This window comes from Marinobacter vulgaris, assembly GCF_003344045.1.
GTDB classification, from domain to species: Bacteria; Pseudomonadota; Gammaproteobacteria; order Pseudomonadales; family Oleiphilaceae; genus Marinobacter; species Marinobacter vulgaris.
The window spans coordinates 200,696-220,849 of record NZ_QFWX01000004.1 but is presented as its reverse complement, the minus strand read 5'-3'; the positions used below and the strand labels follow the sequence as shown (position 1 = coordinate 220,849).

Here is a 20,154-nt window from a genome sequence, read left to right as displayed (position 1 = left end):
TTCTCAAGCCTGTACCCGCAAATGCAGACACAGGGTTGAACAGACCGGGCCGGGGCCACAGGCCCCGGCCGGATACTCAGTTGGACAGGCTGTAGACGTACGCAGCCAGAATCTGGATCTGATCGTCGGAAAGCCGGCCGCCCTGGGCGGGCATCTGGTTCTGGCGACCGTTAACAACGGTTTCCCTGATCCAGTCGTAGGTGGAACCGTAAAGCCAAGTGTCGTCGGTCAGGTTTGGCGCGCCAAGAGCCTGGTTGCCTTTGGCATCAGGGCCGTGACAGGCCACGCAGGCCTGGGCGTAGACTTCTTCACCTTTCTCCGCTGCCTCGGCGTCCCTTTCCCGGTCACTAAAGCTGAGCACGTAGTTGACCACCTGGTCGACCTGTTCGTTGGTCATGTTCGGCATGGTGCCCATGGCAGGCATGTTGCCGTTGCGTCCCTGGTGAAGCGTGGTAAGAATCGAGTCAGGGTCACCCCCATACAGCCAGTCATCATCGGTCAGATTCGGAAAACCCAGGGATCCCCGGCCGGCTGAGCCATGACAGGTGGCGCAATTGTTGGCAAACAGCCGCTGCCCCATTCTCATGGCATCCTCAATTTCAGCCAGTTCAGGCACCGGTGTGTCGCCGAATTTGGCATAGAGTTCACCATATTTTTCATCGGCTTGTTGCATCTCGGTTTCCCACTGGCCGGTGGAAGACCAGCCCAGCAGACCCTTGTAGTTGCCCAGACCGGGATACAGGGCGAGATAGCCAAGCGCAAAAATACAGGTTGCGAGAAACAGGTAGAACCACCACTTCGGCAGTGGATTGTCATATTCCTCAATGCCATCGAAGGAATGGCCCATGGTTCTGTCAGTTTCAGTATCAGACGTCTGGTTCTTGCGGGTGGCGTAAAGCAGCCACCAGCAACCAAACACAGTACCGAGCACGATCACGCTGATCCAGATGCTCCAGAAGGTACTCATCGTTTTTTCTCCGTTTTTTCCTGTTCAACAGTACGCTTCTCCACCTCATCATCATCAAAGGGCAGGTGGGCCGCTTCTTCGTTGGCTTTCTTGCGGTGGGAACTATAAGCCCACCAGATGATGCCGAAGAACATGGCCATGATGATCAGTGTTTGAACGCCACGTAAATCATTTATATCCATGGGTATCACCGTTTCTCTGAAATGACGGTACCGAGCTGTTGCAGGTACGCGACCAGAGCTTCGATTTCAAATTTGCCGCGGACTTCCTCAGCTGCGGTTGCAACCTGTTCGTCAGTATACGGCACGCCCAGTGTCTGGAGAGTTCTGAGCTTGGCCTCGGTAGCAGTGTGATCAACACGGTCCTCAAACAGCCAGGGGAAAGCCGGCATGTTGGATTCGGGAACCACGCTGCGCGGATCGTACAGGTGCTGGCGCTGCCAGGCGTCGGAGTAACGACCACCGACACGGGCAAGGTCAGGGCCGGTACGCTTGGAGCCCCACAGGAACGGGCGGTCGTATACGAACTCGCCGGCAACGGAGTAGTGCCCGTAGCGTTCGGTTTCAGCCCGGAACGGACGGATCTGCTGGGTATGACAGACATGGCAACCCTCGCGGATGTAGATGTCCCGGCCTTCCTGCTCGAGCGCTGACAGTGGCTCAAGGCCCTCTATCGGCTCATTGACGCTCTTCTGGAAGAACAGCGGCACAACTTCTGCAAGAAAGCCGCCACTGATGGTCAGGATGATCAGTACGATCATGATCCCGATATTCTTTTCAATAATTTCGTGCTTCATCAGTACTGTCTCCCGTTACGCCGCTTGCGCTGCTGTGTTGTCCTGAGCAGCCGCTTCTTTCTGACGTACGGTCATGTAGACGTTGTATGCCATTATCAGCATGCCACTGAGGAAAATCACGCCGCCAATAAACCGTACAAAGTAGCCCGGGTAGGATGCTTCGAGTGATTCAACAAAACTGTAAGTCAGTGTGCCGTCCTCGTTGACCGCGCGCCACATCAGCCCCTGCATGATGCCGTTCACCCACATGGCGACGATGTACAATACGGTACCGACCGTTGCCAGCCAGAAATGCACGTTGATCATGGCGGTGCTGTACATCGCCTGAACGCCCCACAGTTTGGGGATCAGGTGGTAAACGGCACCGATACTGATCATGGCAACCCAGCCCAGCGCACCGGAGTGAACGTGGCCGATAGTCCAGTCCGTGTTGTGGGAGAGCGCGTTCACCGTCTTGATGGACATCATCGGACCTTCGAAAGTGGACATGCCGTAGAACGACAGGGAGACCACCAGGAAGCGCAGGATGGGGTCGGTACGCAGTTTGTGCCAGGCACCTGACAGGGTCATCATGCCGTTGATCATGCCGCCCCAGGAGGGTGCCAGCAGAATCAGGGACATTACCATGCCCGCAGTCTGTGCCCAGTCGGGCAGGGCTGAGTAATGCAGGTGGTGGCCGCCGGCCCATACGTAGGTGGCGATCAATGCCCAGAAGTGGACAATCGACAGACGATAGGAATAGACGGGACGGTTTGCCTGCTTGGGCACGAAGTAGTACATCATGCCAAGGAAACCAGCAGTCAGGAAAAACCCGACGGCGTTGTGGCCGTACCACCACTGGATCATCGCATCGGTAACGCCAGCGTAGGCCGAGTAGGACTTGAAGGCCGTTGCCGGCAGCGCCATGCTGTTACCGATATGCAGCACCGCAACGGTAATGATAAAGGCGCCATAGAACCAGTTGGCCACGTAAATGTGCGGAGTGCTGCGCTTCATGATGGTTCCGAAGAACACAAGCGCATAGCACACCCATACCACAGTGATTGCGATATCGATGGGCCATTCCAGCTCGGCGTATTCCTTCGACGTGGTCAATCCCAAAGGCAAGGTAATGGCGGCCGCCACGATGATGGCCTGCCAGCCCCAGAAGGTAAACGCAGCCAGTGCGTCTGAAAACAGACGGGCCTGACAGGTGCGCTGTACCACATAGTAGGCCGTAGCGAACAATGCGCTTCCGCCAAAGCCGAAGATCACGGCGTTGGTATGCAGCGGCCGTAAACGGCCGAAATGGGTCCAGGGCAGGTCAAGATTGACGGCGGGCCAGACCAGTTGTGCTGCAATCAGCACGCCCAGGGCCATACCGACAATCCCCCATACCACTGTCATGATGGCAAACTGCCTTACCACCTTGTAGTTGTATGTCAGGTTTGCATTTACTGTGCTCATAGCCTTACCAATGGGTTTAGAGTGGGGAATATGCGGGCGCAAGTATGGAGAAAGCATTAGCTGTTTGCAATGACGCAGATCAACTCGCAGACTCTATCAAATGCGTCTAAATCAGTAAGATGGCGAATATACTAGAGTATTTCCCGACTCAACAGAGAGCACTCGGGGAGCCCCGGATGTATAGTGGCCACGTTACTTATGATAGTCACGATTTGGAGGCGTTGTGAATCCTGTAACATTTTATGAGTCTGAATCACGAAAAGGGTCCCCTGGCCCCCGTCTGATACTGGCTCATGGGGCTGGCGCCCCCGCGGATTCCGCCTTTATGGAAAGGCTGGCCTCAGCGCTTTCAGAAGAGGGTGTCAGAACCCTGCGATTCGAGTTTCCCTATATGGAAAAGCGGCGGCTGGATGGCCGGAAAAGGCCACCGGACCGGCAGCCGGTGTTGCTGGAGCATTTCCGCCGGGTAATCGACGAAATCGCAGCTGAAGCCGCCGCCGGCGGTCCCATTTTTATTGGTGGCAAGTCCATGGGTGGGAGAATGGCCAGCCATATAATCGCCCAAGGGGACCTGCCGCCTGACGTTTCTGGTGCTGTCTGCTTCGGATACCCGTTTCATCCCCCGGGAAAGCATGAGCGGTGGCGGACAATTCACTTCCAGGACCTGCAGCGCCCGCTCCAGATCATCCAGGGCAGCAGGGACCCTTTTGGTCGACGGTCCGAGGTCGAAGCACGGGGTCTCGAGACAGTTGATAACCTGAACCTGTCGTGGCTTGAGGGCGGCGATCACGATTATCGGCCACTGGCACGACAACAGCAAAGCCAGGAAGCAATGATTCTGCGGGCAGCGAGTCTGGCCGCGGCTTTTATACACGGTTATGCGCGGGCTTCCCGGGCGACCCCGGTTAGGGTAGAACAATGGAACGACTGATTGCCTTATGCCGGCCAGGCTTCGAGACAGAAGCCGGCCGGGAACTGACGGATGCAGCGGCAGCATTTGCAATTTATGGCTATTTCGAGCCGGGCAATTCCCAGGGCTTCGTCATCTTTAACCTGCCTGGACCGGCCTCGGCAGATACATTGATAAACACGCTGTCCATCCACACGCTGGTCTTTGTCAGAGACTGGTTCGTTGTTCTGGCGGACGTAGTGTTGCCGACAACGGACCGGGTGGGCGCCGTCGTAGAGAGTCTCAGGACCACGGATGCAGAATTTCCGGCCTGCGCGAGAGTGGAAATCCGGTTGCCCGAGAACAACAGCGATCCGGATCTTGGCAATTTTGCCCGCAAATGGGTGTCTCCGCTTTCCAGAGGGTTGCGGGGAGCGGGGCTGCTGCAGCCAGACCCCCAGGGGCATTCGGCAGCTCGCCTGGAGTTGTTGCTGCTCGGGTTTGACCGGGTTATTGCCGGTGTCAGCGTGGCCGATAACCGGGCCCGGTTTGTCAGCGGCATACCCCGCTTGCGCCTGCCGGCGTCGGCTCCGAGTCGTTCGGCGCTCAAGCTGGAGGAGGCCTGGAAGGTGTTTCTGCCTCCCGGAAAAGAGCTCGACTATCTGGGTGGCGGTAAGCAGGCGGTGGATTTGGGAGCTGCTCCCGGTGGCTGGACCTGGCAGCTGGTCAAACAGGGTATGATGGTAACTGCCATCGATAACGGGCCAATGAACGGAGACCTTATGGCGTCAGGGCACGTTCAGCACGTTGAGGCCGATGGCTACCAGTGGCGGCCAAGGCGGGGAGTGGACTGGATGGTCTGCGACATTGTGGACCACCCGCGTCGGACCGCGGCAATGGCGGTGGACTGGCTTGCCCGGAAACTGTGCCGTTACACAGTGTTCAATCTCAAACTGCCGATGAAAAAAAGATACGATGAGTGGCTGACTTGCAGAGATATTCTGGAGCAGGGGCTGGCCAAGACCGAAATGAACTTCCGTATCAGGGCCCGCCACCTCTACCATGACCGGGAGGAGATCACCTGCTTTATCGAGCGTGTAGACTGAGCTAGTTATGGCTGTGCTCGAGTACCGTTATGACTTCGTCACGGTCCATCATGGGGACCAGTTCGGCCATCAATGTCCGGCGCTCCTCGGACAGGTACCAGCGCTGCCAGTCTGCTTCCGAGCGCCAGTTGGCGAGGGTGAATCGATGGTTCGGATCGCTGGTATCCACGAGCGTTTCACCCGACACAAAGCCCGGGGCGTTCACGGCGTTTTGAAGAACGCGGCGGGATCTTTCCTCGTAAACGGTTTCCAGGGATTCGGCGATATGGCGTTCAATCAGCACACGGATCATTGTTTACCTCGACGTGTTTTTTGGCGGTTATAAACAATAATTTAGCACGTTTTTTTCAAATTTCAGGTGGAATTTCAGGAGGACTGACCTTGTCAGAGCAGGATTACGATGCAGAGCTGGATGCCCGCGGCCTGTTTTGCCCGGAACCGGTCATGATGTTGCATAACCGGATTGTCGAGATCAGCCCGGGTGCGGTGCTGAAGGTAGTGGCGACTGACCCGTCCACTACCCGGGACATTCCGCGATTCTGTCAGTTTCTTGATCATGAACTGGTGGACAGCGGCGAAAACGGTGAAGAGTTCGTGTTTTTTATCCGCCGTGGCAACTGATCAGCCCCGTCAGGATTCACCGGCAATCCCGAGCCCGTCGAGATGGCCAAGAAATTGGTCCCGGTCCATCTCTCCGAGAACGCGGGCAGTTTCCATTTCGGCACCGGAGCCGTTGTAAAACAGGATGGCCGGTGGTCCGAACAGGCCGAGCTCGTCCAGCAATGCCTGCTGCTCCGGCGTGTTGTCGGTCATGTCCAGTTGCAGAAGTTTGTAGGGCGCCAGCGATTGGATGACGGCGCTGTCACTGAAAACATTACGCTCCATGACTTTGCAGGAAATGCACCAGTCGGCGTAAAAGTCGAGCATCACCGGGGTGCCGCTATGACTGGCCTGCAGGAGTTCACTGCGAATCTCTGCCGGGGACTCGAGCCGGGTAAATGCGGCATGGGCAGCCATTGACCCGGGAGAGTAGGCTCCGGCCGCGGTCTGATTCGATGCGGTAAACGCGGCCAGGGGCCTGAGGGGATCATTTGCGCCCGACACGGCGCCTGCAAGTAGCGCGATGCCGTAGGCAAACATGACCAGACCCAAGCCCTTGCGGGTGCGTTCCCAGCCAGCCCTGGCAGCGTCAAAAGCGCCCAGCTGCACACCGGTAATGGCCACAAGCAGCCCCCATAGGGTCAGTGCCACCCACCCGGGTACCATCCTTTCCACCAGCCAGATGGCAACGCCCAATAGCATGACACCGTAGAAGGCTTTGACAACATTCATCCAGGGGCCGGTTGACGGCAGTAGCTTGCGGCCCCCGACGGCGACCAGCATCAGGGGAATACCCATACCCAACCCCAGGGCGAACAGGGCAACACCACCGATTACCGCGTCCTGGGTTGTACTGATGTATAACAGGCTGCCGGCAAGTGGCGCGGAAACGCAGGGTGAGACAATCAGGGCTGAGAGCGCGCCTATCCCGAAAATACTGACAACGCGAGTGCCGGTCAGCTTGTGACTGGCATCGTTGAGTGGCTCGCGGATAAAGCGCGGCAGCTGGATTTCAAACAGGTTGAACATGGACATTGCAAACAGCACGAAAAGCGCTGCGAACACGCCCAGCACCCAGGGGGATTGGAGGTGGGCCTGGAGGTTGAAACTGGCTCCCAGCAAGCCGGTAATGACACCGGCCGCCGCATAGGTGAGGGCCATGCCCAGCACATAGCTGCCGGACAGCAGCAAGGCGTGGCCGGTGGTGCTGGTGTTGCGGGATGAGACCAGGGACGAAATGATCGGCACCATGGGCAGCACGCAGGGGGTAAACGTCAGCCCGAGCCCCAGCAACAGGAACAGGCCGGCAATAACCAGAGTGGACTGATTGGCGAGGAAGCCCGCCAGACCGGTTGCCGTGGAGGTGTCGGCGGCGCCTTGCTGGGCATTGCCACCCCCGGAGCTGCCGGCTGATGCAGATCCCGGGTTGTCCCCATTGCTGGCGTAATAAAGTACGTCACGGGTCTGTGGCGGATAACAGAGCCCGGCATTGGCGCAGCCCTGGTAAGTCACCTCTAATTCTGCCTCGTGGACCCCCTCGGGAAGACTGACCGGAACCCTGGCCTCGAGCGGTTCATAGAACACCGTGACCTTGCCGAAGAACTCGTCCTCGGTGTCGGTCCCGGTGTAGGAGAACTCGGGCTCCCCCAGCTCGACACCCTCGGTGTTGGTGCTGACGCTGATTCGTCCCTGATACAGGTAGTGATCGGGGGCAATATCCCAGGACAGCAACACCGCGTCGTTGTCTGTCGTAAAGCTGAAGGGCAGGGCCTCGTCAACGGGAAGGAAATCATTACTGTTGCCAAACAGTGAGTTACCTGCGCCAGTGGCTAGGGCAGAGAAAACGGACAATGTCAGAAACAGGAATAAGCGGCTCAAAACCCCGTTGGGGGCACTACGGCATGGGGTTGTTGTGCTGCCTGTCATAATCGATAGAACACCGTTGGTAATTTCGGGTTTGTCCGGCGCCAGATCCTGGGAGGGTAACAGCGCCGCTTCAGGTTGCAATGGACACAGTTGCCAGACAAAAGTTCCCTCTGGTATTGAACCGTCTAAAGTCGCACAATACCCGTCCCATGAAACATGATCCAGACGATCTTATCATGCTGTTTAATGACCTGTTCCGGGCAAACTACCGGACTGTTCTGGTCAGGGGCGGCGATGAACCCGAATATGTGCCGGCCACGGAGCCTGGAGGCTTTGCGCAGATTATCTTCGCTCATGGCTTTTACGCCAGCGCGTTGCATGAAATCAGCCACTGGTGTATCGCCGGTAAGCAACGGCGTACACTCCGGGATTTCGGCTACTGGTACTGCCCGGATGGCCGCACTGTGGCGCAGCAACAGGCTTTCGAAAAGGCGGAAATAAAGCCCCAGGCTCTGGAATGGCTGTTTTCGATAGCCGCTGGCGCCCGCTTTCACGTCAGCGTCGACAATCTATCCGGTAGCGGAGCGTGGGACGAAGACGCCTTCCGCAAAAATGTGTCGGCGCAGGCTGATCATTATCTGGAGCATGGCTTGCCCGCCCGTGCTGGCAGGTTCTTGCAAGTGCTCCAGACATTTTATGGAACCGGGACCGAGTTTAACGAAGTCTGGAAGAACGAGACCAGGCGCCTGATGCCCGAAGGTTCCGTCACAGACACCGAGGTAAATTGAAGCAATATGACATCTGACGCACCCGAAGCCGGCAAGACACTTTTCAAGGACCTGAACCTCGACCAGCGAGTACTCGATGCCATCACCGATATCGGCTTCGAGCATTGTACGCCAATCCAGGCAGAAACCCTTCCGTTTACGCTGGCCTGCCAGGACCTGATCGGTCAGGCGCAGACAGGCACCGGCAAGACCGCCGCCTTCCTGATTACCGCTATCCAGAGCATGCTGGAAACGCCCATTCCTGACAGCGACCGATTCGCGTCGGAGCCCCGAGTGCTGGCTCTGGCGCCGACCCGGGAGCTGGCGATGCAGATAGCCAAGGATGCTGAGCAGCTGTGCGGTTACACCGGTCATAATGTGGTCACCGTGGTCGGCGGCATGAACTATGACAAACAGCGTGATCAGCTGCAGAACGAGATTGTCGATATCCTGGTGGCCACGCCGGGACGACTGATCGACTTCCTGGGGTCCCAGGATGTGTTTCTGGACCAGATCGACATCCTGATTCTGGATGAGGCGGACCGCATGCTCGACATGGGCTTCATACCGGATGTAAAGCGTATTATCCGCAAATGCACGCCAAAGGAGGAGCGCCAGACCCTGCTGTTCAGCGCCACCTTTAACCAGGATGTGCTCAACCTCGCCTCCATGTGGACACGTAACGCGGAATTTGTGGAAATCGAGCCGGAACAGAAAACCGCCGAACGGGTTAAGCAGACTGTCTATCTGGTGGGTGAAGATGAAAAACTGCCGGTTCTGGTGAACTACCTCCAGCGCCCTGAAGTTGAAAAGGCCCTGGTGTTCGCCAACCGTCGTGACCAGTGTCGTGACCTGGACGAGGACTTGCGGAATCAGGGTGTCAAGGTAGCCCTGATGTCTGGCGAAATTGCCCAGAACAAACGGCTTAAAACCCTGGAGCAGTTCAAGAGCGGCAGCATCCAGGTGCTGGTCGCCACGGATGTGGCCGGGCGTGGTATTCACGTGGACGGTGTGACCCATGTGTTCAACTACAATTTGCCCGATAATGCAGAAGATTACGTTCACCGTATCGGGCGAACCGGACGGGCAGGGAAGCACGGTGTGTCCGTCAGCTTCGCCAGTGAGGACGATGCCTATTCATTGCCGGCGATAGAGTCCTATATTGGCCAAAAGCTCACCACGACCGTGCCTGATGAAGAACTGATGACAGCGCTGGCCAAACCGCCGATCACCCGCAAACGCGGTGCCAGGCGCCCCCAGGGCAATCGGAGCCAGGGCGGCCGCGGCAGCAATCAGCGCCAGCGCAGGAACTAATGGGCCGGGGAGCCGAATGATGCGGATAGTAGCGGACGAAAACATACCCTTGCTTGATTCGTTCTTTGGCGATATCGGTGAGATACACCCTGTATCCGGTCGTACGATGTCGGCCGCCGATGTGCAGAATGCGGATATCGTGCTGGTGCGCTCGGTTACCCGGGTCAATCAGTCCCTGCTTGAGGGCAGTCGTGTGCGCTTTGTCGGCACCTGCACCATCGGGACCGACCACGTGGACAAGCAGTGGCTTGCATCCAACGGCATCGCGTTTTCGGCAGCACCCGGCTGTAACGCCAACAGTGTGGTTGAGTATGTGCTATCGGCAATCTCATTGCATGCTGAGAGACGCGGGGTGGCCGACTGGTCAAAGCTCAGTGTCGGAATTATTGGCGCCGGGAATGTGGGTGGGGAACTGGCTCACAAGCTGGAGCGACTGGATTTTGATGTAGTGTGTTGCGATCCGCCACGTGCCGAACAGGAAGGCGACAACGGTCAGGATTTTGTCAGCCTTGAAGAGGCCATGGCCTGCGACGTAGTTACGTTGCATACGCCACTGGTCCGTGAGGGAGAGTACAGTACCCTCCACATGTTCGGCGAGCACAGGTTGTCGGTGTTGGGCGAGCATCAGCTGCTGATCAATACCAGTCGCGGCGAGGTCATCGATAACGCCGCCTTGCTGTCGCGCCTCGATGAGCCCAATGCTCCCACCGTAGTGCTCGATGTATGGGAGCATGAGCCACGCGTTCACCCGGGGTTGCTTGATAAAGTCTGGCTCGCAACACCGCACATTGCGGGTTACAGCCTGGAAGGCAAAGTGCAGGGCAGTGAGATGGTGTACCAGGCTCTGAGCCGGAACATGGGTCTGCCCGTGCGGAAGAAGGCGGGCCAGTTTTTGCCGGAGCCGGCGCTGGCGAAGCTGTCGTTCACCAGTGCGGCGGAGGAAATGGACTCGGCGAATATTGCCATGCGTTCCTGTTACGACCCGCGCCGGGATGATGCCCGCATGCGTCTGGCGATGTCACTGCCGGCCGAGGAACGGGGGACGGCATTTGACCGACTGCGCCGGGATTATCCGGTCCGGCGGGAGTTCTCGAGCGTCAAGATTCAGCTCAAGGGCACCAGCAAGTCCATGCAGGATACTTTCCGGGCCCTTGGCTTCAAACTCAAGTTATAGCTACAGCTGCGCCTTTTGCAGAGCTTCAATGCGGCTTTCCAGGGGCGGGTGCGTCATGAACAGGGCGCTGAGTCCGCCACGTGCGCCGCGGTTGATACCGAACGCCTGCAGACTGTCCGGCATCTGGTCCGGCACCTCACTTTCCTGCTTTAGCCGGGCCAGGGCATTGATCATCGCGCCACGGCCTGCCAGCTGGGCACCGGCAATGTCAGCGCGGTATTCCCGCCGACGGGAAAACCAGAACACGATGGTGCTGGCAAGGATGCCCAGTACGATTTCCGCCGCAATGCTCACCACGAAGAAGCCAATACCGTGCCCGCTTTCGTTCTTGAAGACCACGCGGTCGACAAACGAGCCGATCACCCGGGAGGCGAAAATCACGAAGGTGTTCACCACGCCCTGAATCAGGGCAAGTGTCACCATGTCGCCGTTGGCAACGTGGCCAATTTCGTGGCCCAGCACCGCGCGGATCTCATCCTTGTTGAAGCGGTGAAGCAATCCCTCGCTGACAGCGACCAGGGCGTTGTTCTTGTTCCAGCCTGTTGCAAAGGCGTTGGACTGGGAGGCGGGGAATATTGCCACTTCAGGCATGCCGATGCCGGCGTTCTTTGCCAGTTCCCGCACCGTATCCACCAGCCAGCGTTCAGCCGGTGTCCTGGGTGACTCGATAACCTTGGCCTTGGTGCTCCATTTGGCCATGGGCTTGGAGATCAGCAGCGAGATTATCGCGCCGGCAAAGCCGAAAACAGCGGCAAAGGCCAGCAGTGAGCCGTACTGGATCCCATTCTGGGCCAGGTAACTGTCGACGCCCAGCAGTTTCAGGGTGAAGCTGGCAACCAGAATGACGGCCAGGTTGGTGGCAAGAAAAAGCAGAATACGCATCTTGAATTCCTTGTTGAATGATCAGCCGCCCACAGCGGTTTGTACCCGACACTTTATATGCGGTTGGTGTTGTAGTGTTCAACAGGTTTACGTTGATTTAATGATCGGTTTTGTCGCGAAAAAACGTCGCCTGCACGACCCGGCTGATTTTGGCCGAGCTCCCGCTTCGAAGCGCCGTGCGGAGCATATGAATATGGGTGGAAAAGTCTTCCCGCAGGGCCGGGGGCAGGTCCTGAGCGTTATGCGGCAGGGCTTTGTCCTGCAGGTCCGGACTGGCGGGTGAGCTCATGCGCACGAACGCCCGCCGTGTCAGCACTGCCTGGTCCAGGGCTTCCTGTCTTATGGTGTCTACGTAACGGAGCAGGTCCTCTTCTGCCAGCCAGAGCAGGGTGCCGAAACAGGCCATATGGCGTTTGCTGTGTAATCCGAAGTCATCGGGCTCATCGGGGCCGGCAATGTCTTCGACGAACAGGTTTACCCGGCGGGGGAAGGCGTTGTAGAGCTGAACCAGGGCGATCGCGGCGTCCTTGTAAAACTCTTCAATATGGATATCCGCCATGAAGCCGCCGGTTACAGCTGGTAGGACGACAGGAAGTGTGCCAGACGCTTCATGGCGTCCTCCAGGGTGTCTTCCCGTGGCAGGAACACCACGCGCAGGTGCTGCTTGTCATCTATATTGAAGGCCGAACCCTGAACCAGCAGAATGCGTTCCTGTAGCAGCAGGTCCAGCACCAGCTTTTCATCATTGACGATCGGGAAGCGCTTCGGGTCCAGCTTGGGGAACAGATAGAGCGCGCCCTTTGGCTTCACACAACTCACGCCGGGAATATCATTGAGCAGGTTCCAGGCGGTTTCCCGCTGCTCGTAAAGCCGGCCCCCCGGCGCCACCAGATCGTCAATGGACTGGTAACCGCCAAGGGCCGTCTGGATGGCCAGCTGGGCCGGCACATTGGCGCACAGGCGCATGTTGGAAAGCATTTCGATGCCTTCGATCAGGTCCCTTGCACGGTGTTTGGCGCCACTGATGATCATCCAGCCGGAACGGTAGCCGGCGGCTCGGTAGTTCTTGGACAGCCCGTTATAGGTCAGGAAAAGCACATCGTCCGCCAGTGAGGCGGTAGGAATGTGCTCGGTGCCATCGTAAAGAATCTTGTCGTAGATCTCATCGGACATCACGATCAGGTTGTGCTGCCGGGCCAGTTCGACCACCTGTTCCAGCAACTCCCGTGAATAGACGGCACCGGTGGGGTTATTGGGGTTAATCAGCACGATGGCCCGGGTGCGGCGGGTGATCTTCTTGCGGATGTCGTCGATGTCCGGGAACCAGTCCTGTGCTTCATCGCAGCGGTAGTGCACGGGCTTGCCACTGGACAGAGTTACTGCGGCGGTCCACAGCGGGTAGTCTGGTGCCGGAATCAGCACTTCGTCACCGGTATTGAGCATGGCCTGCATGGACATCACGATCATTTCGCTGACGCCATTACCGAGGAAGATATCGTCGATATCCACCTTGTCGATGCCCCGTTGCTGGCAGTAGTGCATCACTGCCTTGCGGGCGGAGAACAGGCCTTTCGACTCCACGTAGCCCTGGGCGAGGTGCATGTTGTAAATGACGTCCTGCTGGATTTCTTCCGGCACATCGAGTTCAAAGGCGGCCGGGTTGCCGATATTCAGTTTGAGAACCCGGTGGCCCTCCTCCTCAAGACGACGGGCTTCGCGCAGAACTACGCCACGTATCTCGTAACAGACGTTATCCAGCTTGGCGGATTTGAGATAGTTCTGCATAAGCCCGGTATTTCCTCAGATCGATAGGGGTTATAGGTGCCATATTTCGAAGACAAGCCTGTATTCTAGCGGAGCAGAGGGCAGCGACAACAGACCAATTGTGATGAATTGTGGCACAGATGCAGAGATTTAACGCGTAAACCTCACCATGTTCCTGAGCTGAAGGGGGTAACAGTGTCCAGTCCCGTTGTAAAAAAGCTTGTGCACAATATAATGGTGAAAAATACAATGGAGAGCCAGAATGAGCAAAGAAAGCATCTACGATTTCAGGGCCACCGACATCCATGGACAGGAGCATTCCCTGGATGAGTTTCGTGGCAAGGTCCTGCTGATCGTCAATACGGCCAGCAAATGTGGCTTCACCCCGCAGTTTGAAGGTCTGCAGTCCCTGTATACGGACCTGAAAGACAAAGGGCTGGAAGTGCTGGGCTTTCCCTGTAACCAGTTCCGCAATCAGGACCCGGCAGATGACAAAGCCATCAGTGAATTCTGCAGCCTGAACTATGGCGTTGATTTCCCCATGTTCTCCAAAGTCGAGGTCAACGGGCCCAATGCTCACCCCCTGTTCCAGTATCTGAAACACAACGCCACGGGCCTGTTGGGATCAGAAGCGATAAAATGGAACTTTACCAAGTTTCTGGTGAACAGGGACGGCGAGGTTGTGGATCGCTATCCACCCACCACAAAGCCCTCGGCCATCCGTGCCGACATTGAGAAGCTACTGTAAGCCATGGGCACTGAGGACGATATCCTGACGCTGGACAACCAGCTCTGTTTTGCGCTTTATGCCGCCAACCGGGCGGTAACAGCCCGCTATCGCCCACTGTTGACCGAGATCAATCTTACCTATCCACAATACCTGGTCATGCTGGTGTTATGGCAGGCGGTCCGGGAGGGGGAAACAGTAAGGGTATCGGATCTCGGTAAACGGCTGCGCCTGGACTCCGGCACTCTGACGCCGCTGCTGAAACGCCTGGCTGAACGTGAGCTGGTTACGCGGCAGCGGGATACGGCTGACGAGCGGGTGGTAACCGTAGCGCTTACGGATAAGGGCAACGCCATGCGCCGGCAGGCCCGGGAGATTCCCGGCCGGCTGCTCTGCGATACAGGAATCGGAGAGGAGCGCGTTGTGGCGCTGCGGGACGAATTACGCGCTGTCCTCAGTCTTCTCGAGTCTCAGGGGGAGCCCAGCGGTCAATAATGGATTTCAGGTCGGCGCGATTATAGGGTTTGGTAATGTAATCGTTCATTCCGGCCTCAAAGCAGTCGTCCCTGTCTCCCTGCATCACATTGGCGGTTACGGCAATGACCGGAAGATTCTGCCAGTCGGGGTTTTCTCGGATATTGCGGGTAGCCTCGTAGCCGTCCATCACCGGCATCTGGCAATCCATAAGCACAATATCGAAGTCGCCTGCTTTCAGGGCCTCCAACGCCCGCTTGCCGTTCTCAGCCGGGGTTACTTTGTGGCCAAGTTTCCGCAGCATACTGCTGGCAACAACCTGGTTGACCTGGTTGTCTTCCACAAGCAGCAGGCTCAGTGGTCTGGAAGCGGTCTGACCTTGAAGTGCTTCCATGTCGGCACCCCGCGGTGCCAGCCTGATACCCGCTGCAGCGCAGAGTGCGTGGAATAGCTGGTCCCGCCTCAGGGGCATGGAAAGAACCTGCTGATCGCCGGAAACCGCACTGTTTCCGTTCCTGTCCACCACAATGACGCCAGTCCCTCGCCATTGCGCCGCCATTCTCCGGCTGGAGTCGTCCTCGCTTTCTGCAGGCACCATCAGGATGCCGCCCTGGTTGCGATCTGCATCACGCACCGGGATGCCCCAGGCTCTCAGCTGGCTTTCGATGGGCAGTCGGTGAGGGTGCTGATGGGTGATGCCCAGGTCCACGCCCGCGGCTCTGACAGCTTGCGGTATATCCTGTGGCGTTATTCCGCTTCTATGTTGATCGTGAACCGGTAGCGGCAGGTTGACCGTGAAGTGTGTACCCCGGCGCTCCTCTGAATCCACAAGTATCTGGCCGTGCATGCGCTCCACCAGCTGTCTGCACAAAGTCAGGCCCAGCCCGGTTCCACCATAAAGCCGGGTGGTATCGGTATCCGCCTGTGAAAACGGCGAAAAGATCCGGTGCAGACCCTCCCTGGACATACCGATACCGGTGTCAATCACATCAATTCGCAGGTTTCCGTCAAAACGGGTCGCGCGGATCCGTACGCTTCCCTGTTCGGTGAACTTGATGGCATTGCTCAGCAGATTATTGAGGATCTGCCGGATTCGGGTGGGATCGCCGAGAAACGATTCCGGCAGGTTGCAGTCGATGTCTGTCACAACGTCGATATTTTTTCGGCGGGCTTGCTGGGCGTGCAATGTGGCGCATTCCTCGATCAGGTTCCGGACACTGAAGGGGATGCTTTCAAGGCTGAGTTTGCCAGCCTCGACTTTGGAAATGTCAAGAATGTCATTAAGCAGGCCGAGCAGGCTTTGCCCCGCGTTGAGGGCAATCTCGAGGCGGTTGCGTTGCGCCGGCTCCAGATCGCCCTCCAGGACGAGGCCAAGCATGCCCAGCACACCGTTGAGCGGGGTGCGAATTTCGTGGCTCATGCTGGCCAGGAAGTTGGCCCGGGTGCGGGCCCGGCGCACGGCGTCCTCCTTGGCCCTCACCAAGGCGCGGTTGCCTCGCTGGAGGGCTTCGTTCTTTTCGGAGATCTCCCGCGTGCGGTCATCCACCTCCCGCTCCAGCTGGGCAGAGTAGTTCTTTATGGTGCTTTCCGCCTCTCGCGTTTGCGCCAGACTGGCGTCCATTGTTTCCAGATGCTGGTTGATGATACCCACCATCTGGCCGATTTCATCTTCGCGGTGGTTGGGCGGCACAGGCAGCCGGACCTTTTCCGGAGACTCAGCGCGAACCCGGCTCAGAGCGCCGATCACATTGAGCATGGGGCGGGTCAGTACGAAATAGAAAATGGCGAGCAGCGCCGCGGTCAGCACTAGGCTTTTCAGTAAACCGCTCAACAGGGTATAACCGGCCCTTTGCAGGAACAGCACACCATAGTGATAGGTGTCGATGGTGACCGTCAGGTTGCCAAGGGAAAGATCGCTCAATTGCGGCACCATCAGATCATCGCTGAAAACCCGGATGTCGCCGAACAGCAGGTCACTGATCCAGCGATATCGGGACTCGGGACTGCTCTGGCTGGCAGCCGCCATGGTCTGACCGTTGTTATCGATGATGCGGGCGTCGATAGTGGCAGGATGACGGAGCAGGCCGTCCAGTAATTCCTCCGCCAGACGGATATCGATGTTGTAGGCAATCTGGGAGGCGGGGCTATGGCTGATTTCGATAAGGGCGCGGATTTCCTGCTCCATGGCATCCCGGGCACTGAAATAATCCAGGGTGACCTGAACAATATTCAGTATCAGACCCAGCACCATTGCAATCAAAACGGTGTCCCGGGTCAGGCGATAGGAAAGCCGCTTTTTGAATGGAATTGTCACAATGTGTCCACAGTCCCTGTTGGGCAGCGTTCCGGGGGCGTTGACCGGCCCTAACGCCGCTGTCAGTCGTCGTAGTCGGCCTTTTTACGCCATTCGTCATCGTGAAGAAAGGTGTCCCATTCCCGGTCCAGGCGTGATTGCGCTTCGGCACCGGCATCCTGGGACTCATCACCTTTCATGGCTTCCAGTTCCTTGATGCGGGTACGGAAACTCTTGACTGCCTTCATGGCCATGGGGTTGTCCCTGGACTTACCCATTTCCGTGCTGGCCAGGTGATAGGCGTGAATCGCCTTGCGAATCTGGTTCTGCTTCACGTAGTCGCGGGCCTGGAATACATGGAGATCGGCGTGGGTCTTGTGCACCAGAAACAGCACGTATTTTAGATTTTTCTTGGCGGTTGCGCTGTCGATCTTTCCGGCCTTGTGCATCCCTTCAATCATTTTGAAAAGATTCTGCAGCAGCTCTTTGACGTAGCTGGACTTTTCGGGGGAATCGATTTTCACGGGAGGACGTTGGTCCTCGTTATCCATGACCTGCTTTTTCAGCTGTTGAGCATTAGTCAGCCAGGCGCTGACGGGTTGGCTGGACTTGAGCGCCTGGAGGTCCTTGCAGGTTTCTTCCATGCGTTTGATCAACAGCAGCTTAAGGTCGTTGGTCAGGTATTGGCCGGGAATTTCGCACAAAAGACGATTGGCCCTGTTGTAGCTGTCTTCCAGGGCGGTGACTTTCCGTGCGCGCTCAATACGGGCACGTTCCCGCATCTGGCTGGCCACAATAATGATGATCGAAATGATAACGATAGCTGCCAGTAGCAGCACAATCATTGTGGTATCCATTCTGTTGCAAACACTCCGGCTTATGGACGGCCACTGGGCGCTCCGGTGACTGAAAAAGACCGGAGACATCCAGCAAGTATCCGGAAGACTAGCAGAAAACCGGAAGCGATTCCGTTTTGAAATGTGAACAATGATGGCTTTATATCATTTAAGTGAATTGTTACGCTTATGTCTATTATTTCGGTGAATGCAGGAGTCGCTGATGTCGGGTGCCAGTGTCACCACGACGGCCGATACCGGTCCTTGAACAGGTGCCAAGTTATGGATATTTCCCGTGTCGATCTGAATTTGCTGGTTTATCTCGATGTGCTTCTCAGGGAGCGCAACGTGACCAAGGCAGCGAATCATCTGGGTATTACCCAGCCGGCTATGAGCAACGGCTTGCGCCGGTTGAGGGATCTGTTCGGTGATCCTCTGCTGGTCAGAACCAGCGAGGGCATGACCGCGACCGAGCGCGCAACGGAACTGCAGCCATTGGTGCGGGGCATCCTCTCGGACATCGAGCGGGCCGTCCATGAAAAAACCGCCTTCGCGGCCATGGAAAGCCAACGGGTGTTCCGCATCATGGCCAGCGATTACGCCGAATCCTGCCTGATGCCCCGGGTACTGCGGCGAATTCGCCAGGAGGCGCCCCATGTCACCCTGGATGTGCTGACACCCAGTGACGTCAGTTTCCTCGACGTAGAGCAGGGTCGCCTGGACATGGCCATCAACCGCTTCGACAAGATCCCCCAGTCGTTTCACCAGAAAACGCTGTGGACGGAATATTTTGCCTGCCTGATGAACGCGCGCAATCCGATTCTCAGGGAGCCGTTTACTCTGGATACCTATCTGGATGCCAGTCATATCTGGGTCAGCAAAACCGGTTTCGGTGTCGGGGTGGGGGTCAATCCAAAGGATGTCCAGCGTCTTGGCTGGGTGGATGAAGCCCTGTCATTGATGGGCCGCAAACGACAGATCTCGGTATTCACGAGGCATTACCAGGTGGCGATGCTGCTGGCGGAACAGCATGACCTCATTGCCACCTTGCCGTCCCGCGCAGCCTGGCTGCAAAAAGACAACCCCAATCTGGTGGTGAAGGTGCCGCCGTTCGAAATTCCGCCATTCGAGCTGAAAATGGCCTGGAGCCCGCTGTTGCAGCACAACACCGATCACCAGTGGTTGCGCAGGCTGATTGCGGAAGTGGCGGAGGAGGTGGATACGGAATTTGCCCCCTTCGGAGCACAGTTTGAATCCGCCGAGGTTCCTGGCATCCATCCTTCAGAGCGGTAATTCCCTCAACTCGAGTGAACCCTTGCCGGTGTCCCACATACGCTGGAACGATTCCGCCAGCAGCTTTACCCGGCCGCTGTCGGAAAATTTGGCGAAACCTTCTGGCTTATAGAAATCGTGCCGGAAAATCATACCGTCACGGTCGACCAGCATAAATGGCTGGCTCTCCACCGGGTAGTCCTGGTTGATCAGCCTCAGTTCAATGCGACTGGGAAGGCGGCGCATCAGCTCCACGATCTGGTGCCGGCGTTTTACCAGGGGCTTGTCATCGTGAATCAGAAGGCGGACTTCGCTGAGCCTGTGGCGACGGGCCAGGAAGGAAACCAGCTCCCGGAATCGCAGGCGATCGTAGATGTCGTGGTCCAACAGGCGGTCGTAAAGCCACAGCCGCTGGCGGGCCTGGCCTACAACGGAATCCATCAGTCCGGTCATGTCGCTCTCGCTGTTGAACAGCCACGCATGCGGATCTTCCCCCAGCAGCATGGGGTTGTCGCGGGTTTCGAAGGCGTCACTGGCCAGTTGTGGTGCCAGGCAGCGCATGTCCACATGGGGGATGCCGGCGTCGTCGTAAAGGGCTGAGCAGACATGAAAGCCGGAGCGCTGGTAGAAGGGTATGGCGTGCTCCTGGGCGGAAAGCTGGAGTTCACTGAACTGCCCGGCGGCCTCTGATATCATGTGGCGGAGCAGGATTTCGCCGATGCCCTTGCCGCGATGAGCGGGCAGAATAGCCATGCGCCCGATATGGGCGGTTTCTTCAAGAGTGGAGAACAACCGGCCGACACCGACGGGCGTGTTGTCAGGCAGTACCACCAGAAAATGGTCGGCAATCTCGTCGGTATCGTCCCATTCCAGGGCCGGCGGAACCTGTTGCTCTTCCACAAAGACACTCTGGCGTATTTTCCGGACGTCGGCCGGCGCCAGTTGCCAGCTGTATTTTCGAATCCGTACGGTCATTGCGCC

Annotated in this window: 21 protein-coding genes; 9 read left to right on the top strand and 12 right to left on the bottom strand. The window is 57.5% G+C overall.

The window, feature by feature from the left end; genetic code table 11:
* Positions 1 to 76 precede the first annotated feature (76 nt).
* From ccoP to ccoN, 4 genes are read right to left on the bottom strand one after another with little or no spacing between them, the layout of a single operon-like run.
* Positions 77 to 967 carry a cytochrome-c oxidase, cbb3-type subunit III gene (ccoP, locus tag DIT71_RS10130; RefSeq protein ID WP_114613102.1) on the bottom strand — a complete coding sequence of 297 codons (891 nt, stop codon included), beginning with the start codon at positions 965 to 967 and terminating at the stop codon, positions 77 to 79.
* Positions 964 to 1,149, bottom strand: coding sequence for a cbb3-type cytochrome oxidase subunit 3 (locus DIT71_RS10125; protein ID WP_114613101.1), 186 nt, complete (start codon positions 1,147 to 1,149; stop codon positions 964 to 966). The genes ccoP and DIT71_RS10125 overlap by 4 nt, the downstream gene beginning before the upstream one ends.
* Positions 1,150 to 1,154: 5 nt before the next feature.
* The gene (gene ccoO / locus DIT71_RS10120) at positions 1,155 to 1,763 is read right to left on the bottom strand and encodes a cytochrome-c oxidase, cbb3-type subunit II (protein ID WP_114613100.1); all 609 of its coding nucleotides are present in this window, start codon (positions 1,761 to 1,763) and stop codon (positions 1,155 to 1,157) included.
* A 15-nt stretch (positions 1,764 to 1,778) separates the two neighbouring features.
* On the bottom strand, positions 1,779 to 3,209 hold the full coding sequence (gene ccoN / locus DIT71_RS10115) for a cytochrome-c oxidase, cbb3-type subunit I (protein WP_114613099.1): 1,431 nt from the start codon (positions 3,207 to 3,209) through the stop codon (positions 1,779 to 1,781).
* Between the two features lie 223 nt (positions 3,210 to 3,432).
* Between ccoN and DIT71_RS10110 the strand changes: the two genes are divergently transcribed.
* Together DIT71_RS10110 and rlmM are read left to right on the top strand one after the other, a co-directional pair.
* The gene (locus DIT71_RS10110) at positions 3,433 to 4,140 is read left to right on the top strand and encodes an alpha/beta fold hydrolase (protein WP_114613098.1); all 708 of its coding nucleotides are present in this window, start codon (positions 3,433 to 3,435) and stop codon (positions 4,138 to 4,140) included.
* Positions 4,128 to 5,204 (top strand): 23S rRNA (cytidine(2498)-2'-O)-methyltransferase RlmM, encoded by a 1,077-nt coding sequence (rlmM, locus tag DIT71_RS10105; RefSeq protein WP_114613097.1) that lies wholly within the window; start codon positions 4,128 to 4,130, stop codon positions 5,202 to 5,204. Before DIT71_RS10110 ends, rlmM begins: the two co-directional genes overlap by 13 nt.
* A gap of 1 nt (position 5,205) precedes the next feature.
* On the opposite strand, the gene DIT71_RS10100 is transcribed toward rlmM, so the two are convergent.
* Positions 5,206 to 5,496 (bottom strand): antibiotic biosynthesis monooxygenase family protein, encoded by a 291-nt coding sequence (locus tag DIT71_RS10100; protein ID WP_114613096.1) that lies wholly within the window; start codon positions 5,494 to 5,496, stop codon positions 5,206 to 5,208.
* 89 nt (positions 5,497 to 5,585) lie between these two features.
* On the opposite strand from DIT71_RS10100, the gene tusA reads away from it, so the two are divergent.
* Positions 5,586 to 5,825, top strand: a complete 240-nt coding sequence (tusA, locus tag DIT71_RS10095; RefSeq protein WP_114613095.1) for a sulfurtransferase TusA — start codon at positions 5,586 to 5,588, stop codon at positions 5,823 to 5,825.
* 9 nt (positions 5,826 to 5,834) lie between these two features.
* On the opposite strand, the gene dsbD is transcribed toward tusA, so the two are convergent.
* Complete coding sequence (gene dsbD, locus DIT71_RS10090) at positions 5,835 to 7,730, bottom strand: protein-disulfide reductase DsbD (RefSeq protein ID WP_114613320.1); 1,896 nt, start codon at positions 7,728 to 7,730, stop codon at positions 5,835 to 5,837.
* Between the two features lie 149 nt (positions 7,731 to 7,879).
* Here dsbD and DIT71_RS10085 point away from each other — a divergent pair, with 149 nt between their 5' ends.
* Genes DIT71_RS10085 through pdxB form a run of 3 tightly spaced genes read left to right on the top strand, consistent with a single transcriptional unit; the run spans position 7,880 to position 10,925 of the window.
* Positions 7,880 to 8,458, top strand: a complete 579-nt coding sequence (locus tag DIT71_RS10085) for an elongation factor P hydroxylase (protein ID WP_114613319.1) — start codon at positions 7,880 to 7,882, stop codon at positions 8,456 to 8,458.
* A gap of 6 nt (positions 8,459 to 8,464) precedes the next feature.
* Entirely contained in the window at positions 8,465 to 9,751 is a 1,287-nt protein-coding gene (locus DIT71_RS10080) for a DEAD/DEAH box helicase (RefSeq protein ID WP_114613094.1), read from the top strand.
* A gap of 19 nt (positions 9,752 to 9,770) precedes the next feature.
* Positions 9,771 to 10,925 (top strand): 4-phosphoerythronate dehydrogenase PdxB, encoded by a 1,155-nt coding sequence (pdxB, locus tag DIT71_RS10075; protein WP_114613318.1) that lies wholly within the window; start codon positions 9,771 to 9,773, stop codon positions 10,923 to 10,925.
* On the opposite strand, the gene htpX is transcribed toward pdxB, so the two are convergent.
* The 3 genes from htpX to DIT71_RS10060 form a co-directional block, all read right to left on the bottom strand.
* Positions 10,926 to 11,807: a protease HtpX gene (gene htpX, locus DIT71_RS10070; RefSeq protein WP_114613093.1), complete on the bottom strand. Its 882-nt coding sequence runs from the start codon at positions 11,805 to 11,807 to the stop codon at positions 10,926 to 10,928.
* 97 nt (positions 11,808 to 11,904) lie between these two features.
* Complete coding sequence (locus DIT71_RS10065; protein WP_114613092.1) at positions 11,905 to 12,366, bottom strand: hypothetical protein; 462 nt, start codon at positions 12,364 to 12,366, stop codon at positions 11,905 to 11,907.
* 11 nt (positions 12,367 to 12,377) lie between these two features.
* Positions 12,378 to 13,592 carry a pyridoxal phosphate-dependent aminotransferase gene (locus DIT71_RS10060; protein ID WP_114613091.1) on the bottom strand — a complete coding sequence of 405 codons (1,215 nt, stop codon included), beginning with the start codon at positions 13,590 to 13,592 and terminating at the stop codon, positions 12,378 to 12,380.
* 241 nt (positions 13,593 to 13,833) lie between these two features.
* Here DIT71_RS10060 and DIT71_RS10055 point away from each other — a divergent pair, with 241 nt between their 5' ends.
* Positions 13,834 to 14,319, top strand: coding sequence for a glutathione peroxidase (locus DIT71_RS10055; RefSeq protein WP_114613090.1), 486 nt, complete (start codon positions 13,834 to 13,836; stop codon positions 14,317 to 14,319).
* 3 nt (positions 14,320 to 14,322) lie between these two features.
* Positions 14,323 to 14,793 carry a MarR family winged helix-turn-helix transcriptional regulator gene (locus tag DIT71_RS10050; RefSeq protein WP_114613089.1) on the top strand — a complete coding sequence of 157 codons (471 nt, stop codon included), beginning with the start codon at positions 14,323 to 14,325 and terminating at the stop codon, positions 14,791 to 14,793.
* Here the strand turns inward: DIT71_RS10050 and DIT71_RS10045 are convergent.
* Positions 14,753 to 17,023 (bottom strand): hybrid sensor histidine kinase/response regulator, encoded by a 2,271-nt coding sequence (locus DIT71_RS10045; protein ID WP_114613317.1) that lies wholly within the window; start codon positions 17,021 to 17,023, stop codon positions 14,753 to 14,755. The two genes, DIT71_RS10050 and DIT71_RS10045, sit on opposite strands and share 41 nt — an antisense overlap.
* Positions 17,024 to 17,148: 125 nt before the next feature.
* Entirely contained in the window at positions 17,149 to 17,922 is a 774-nt protein-coding gene (locus DIT71_RS10040) for a hypothetical protein (RefSeq protein WP_114613088.1), read from the bottom strand.
* A 261-nt stretch (positions 17,923 to 18,183) separates the two neighbouring features.
* On the opposite strand from DIT71_RS10040, the gene DIT71_RS10035 reads away from it, so the two are divergent.
* Positions 18,184 to 19,194 (top strand): LysR family transcriptional regulator, encoded by a 1,011-nt coding sequence (locus DIT71_RS10035; protein WP_114613087.1) that lies wholly within the window; start codon positions 18,184 to 18,186, stop codon positions 19,192 to 19,194.
* Here DIT71_RS10035 and DIT71_RS10030 read toward each other — a convergent pair.
* Complete coding sequence (locus tag DIT71_RS10030; protein WP_114613086.1) at positions 19,183 to 20,148, bottom strand: GNAT family N-acetyltransferase; 966 nt, start codon at positions 20,146 to 20,148, stop codon at positions 19,183 to 19,185. The two genes, DIT71_RS10035 and DIT71_RS10030, sit on opposite strands and share 12 nt — an antisense overlap.
* Positions 20,149 to 20,154 lie beyond the last annotated feature (6 nt).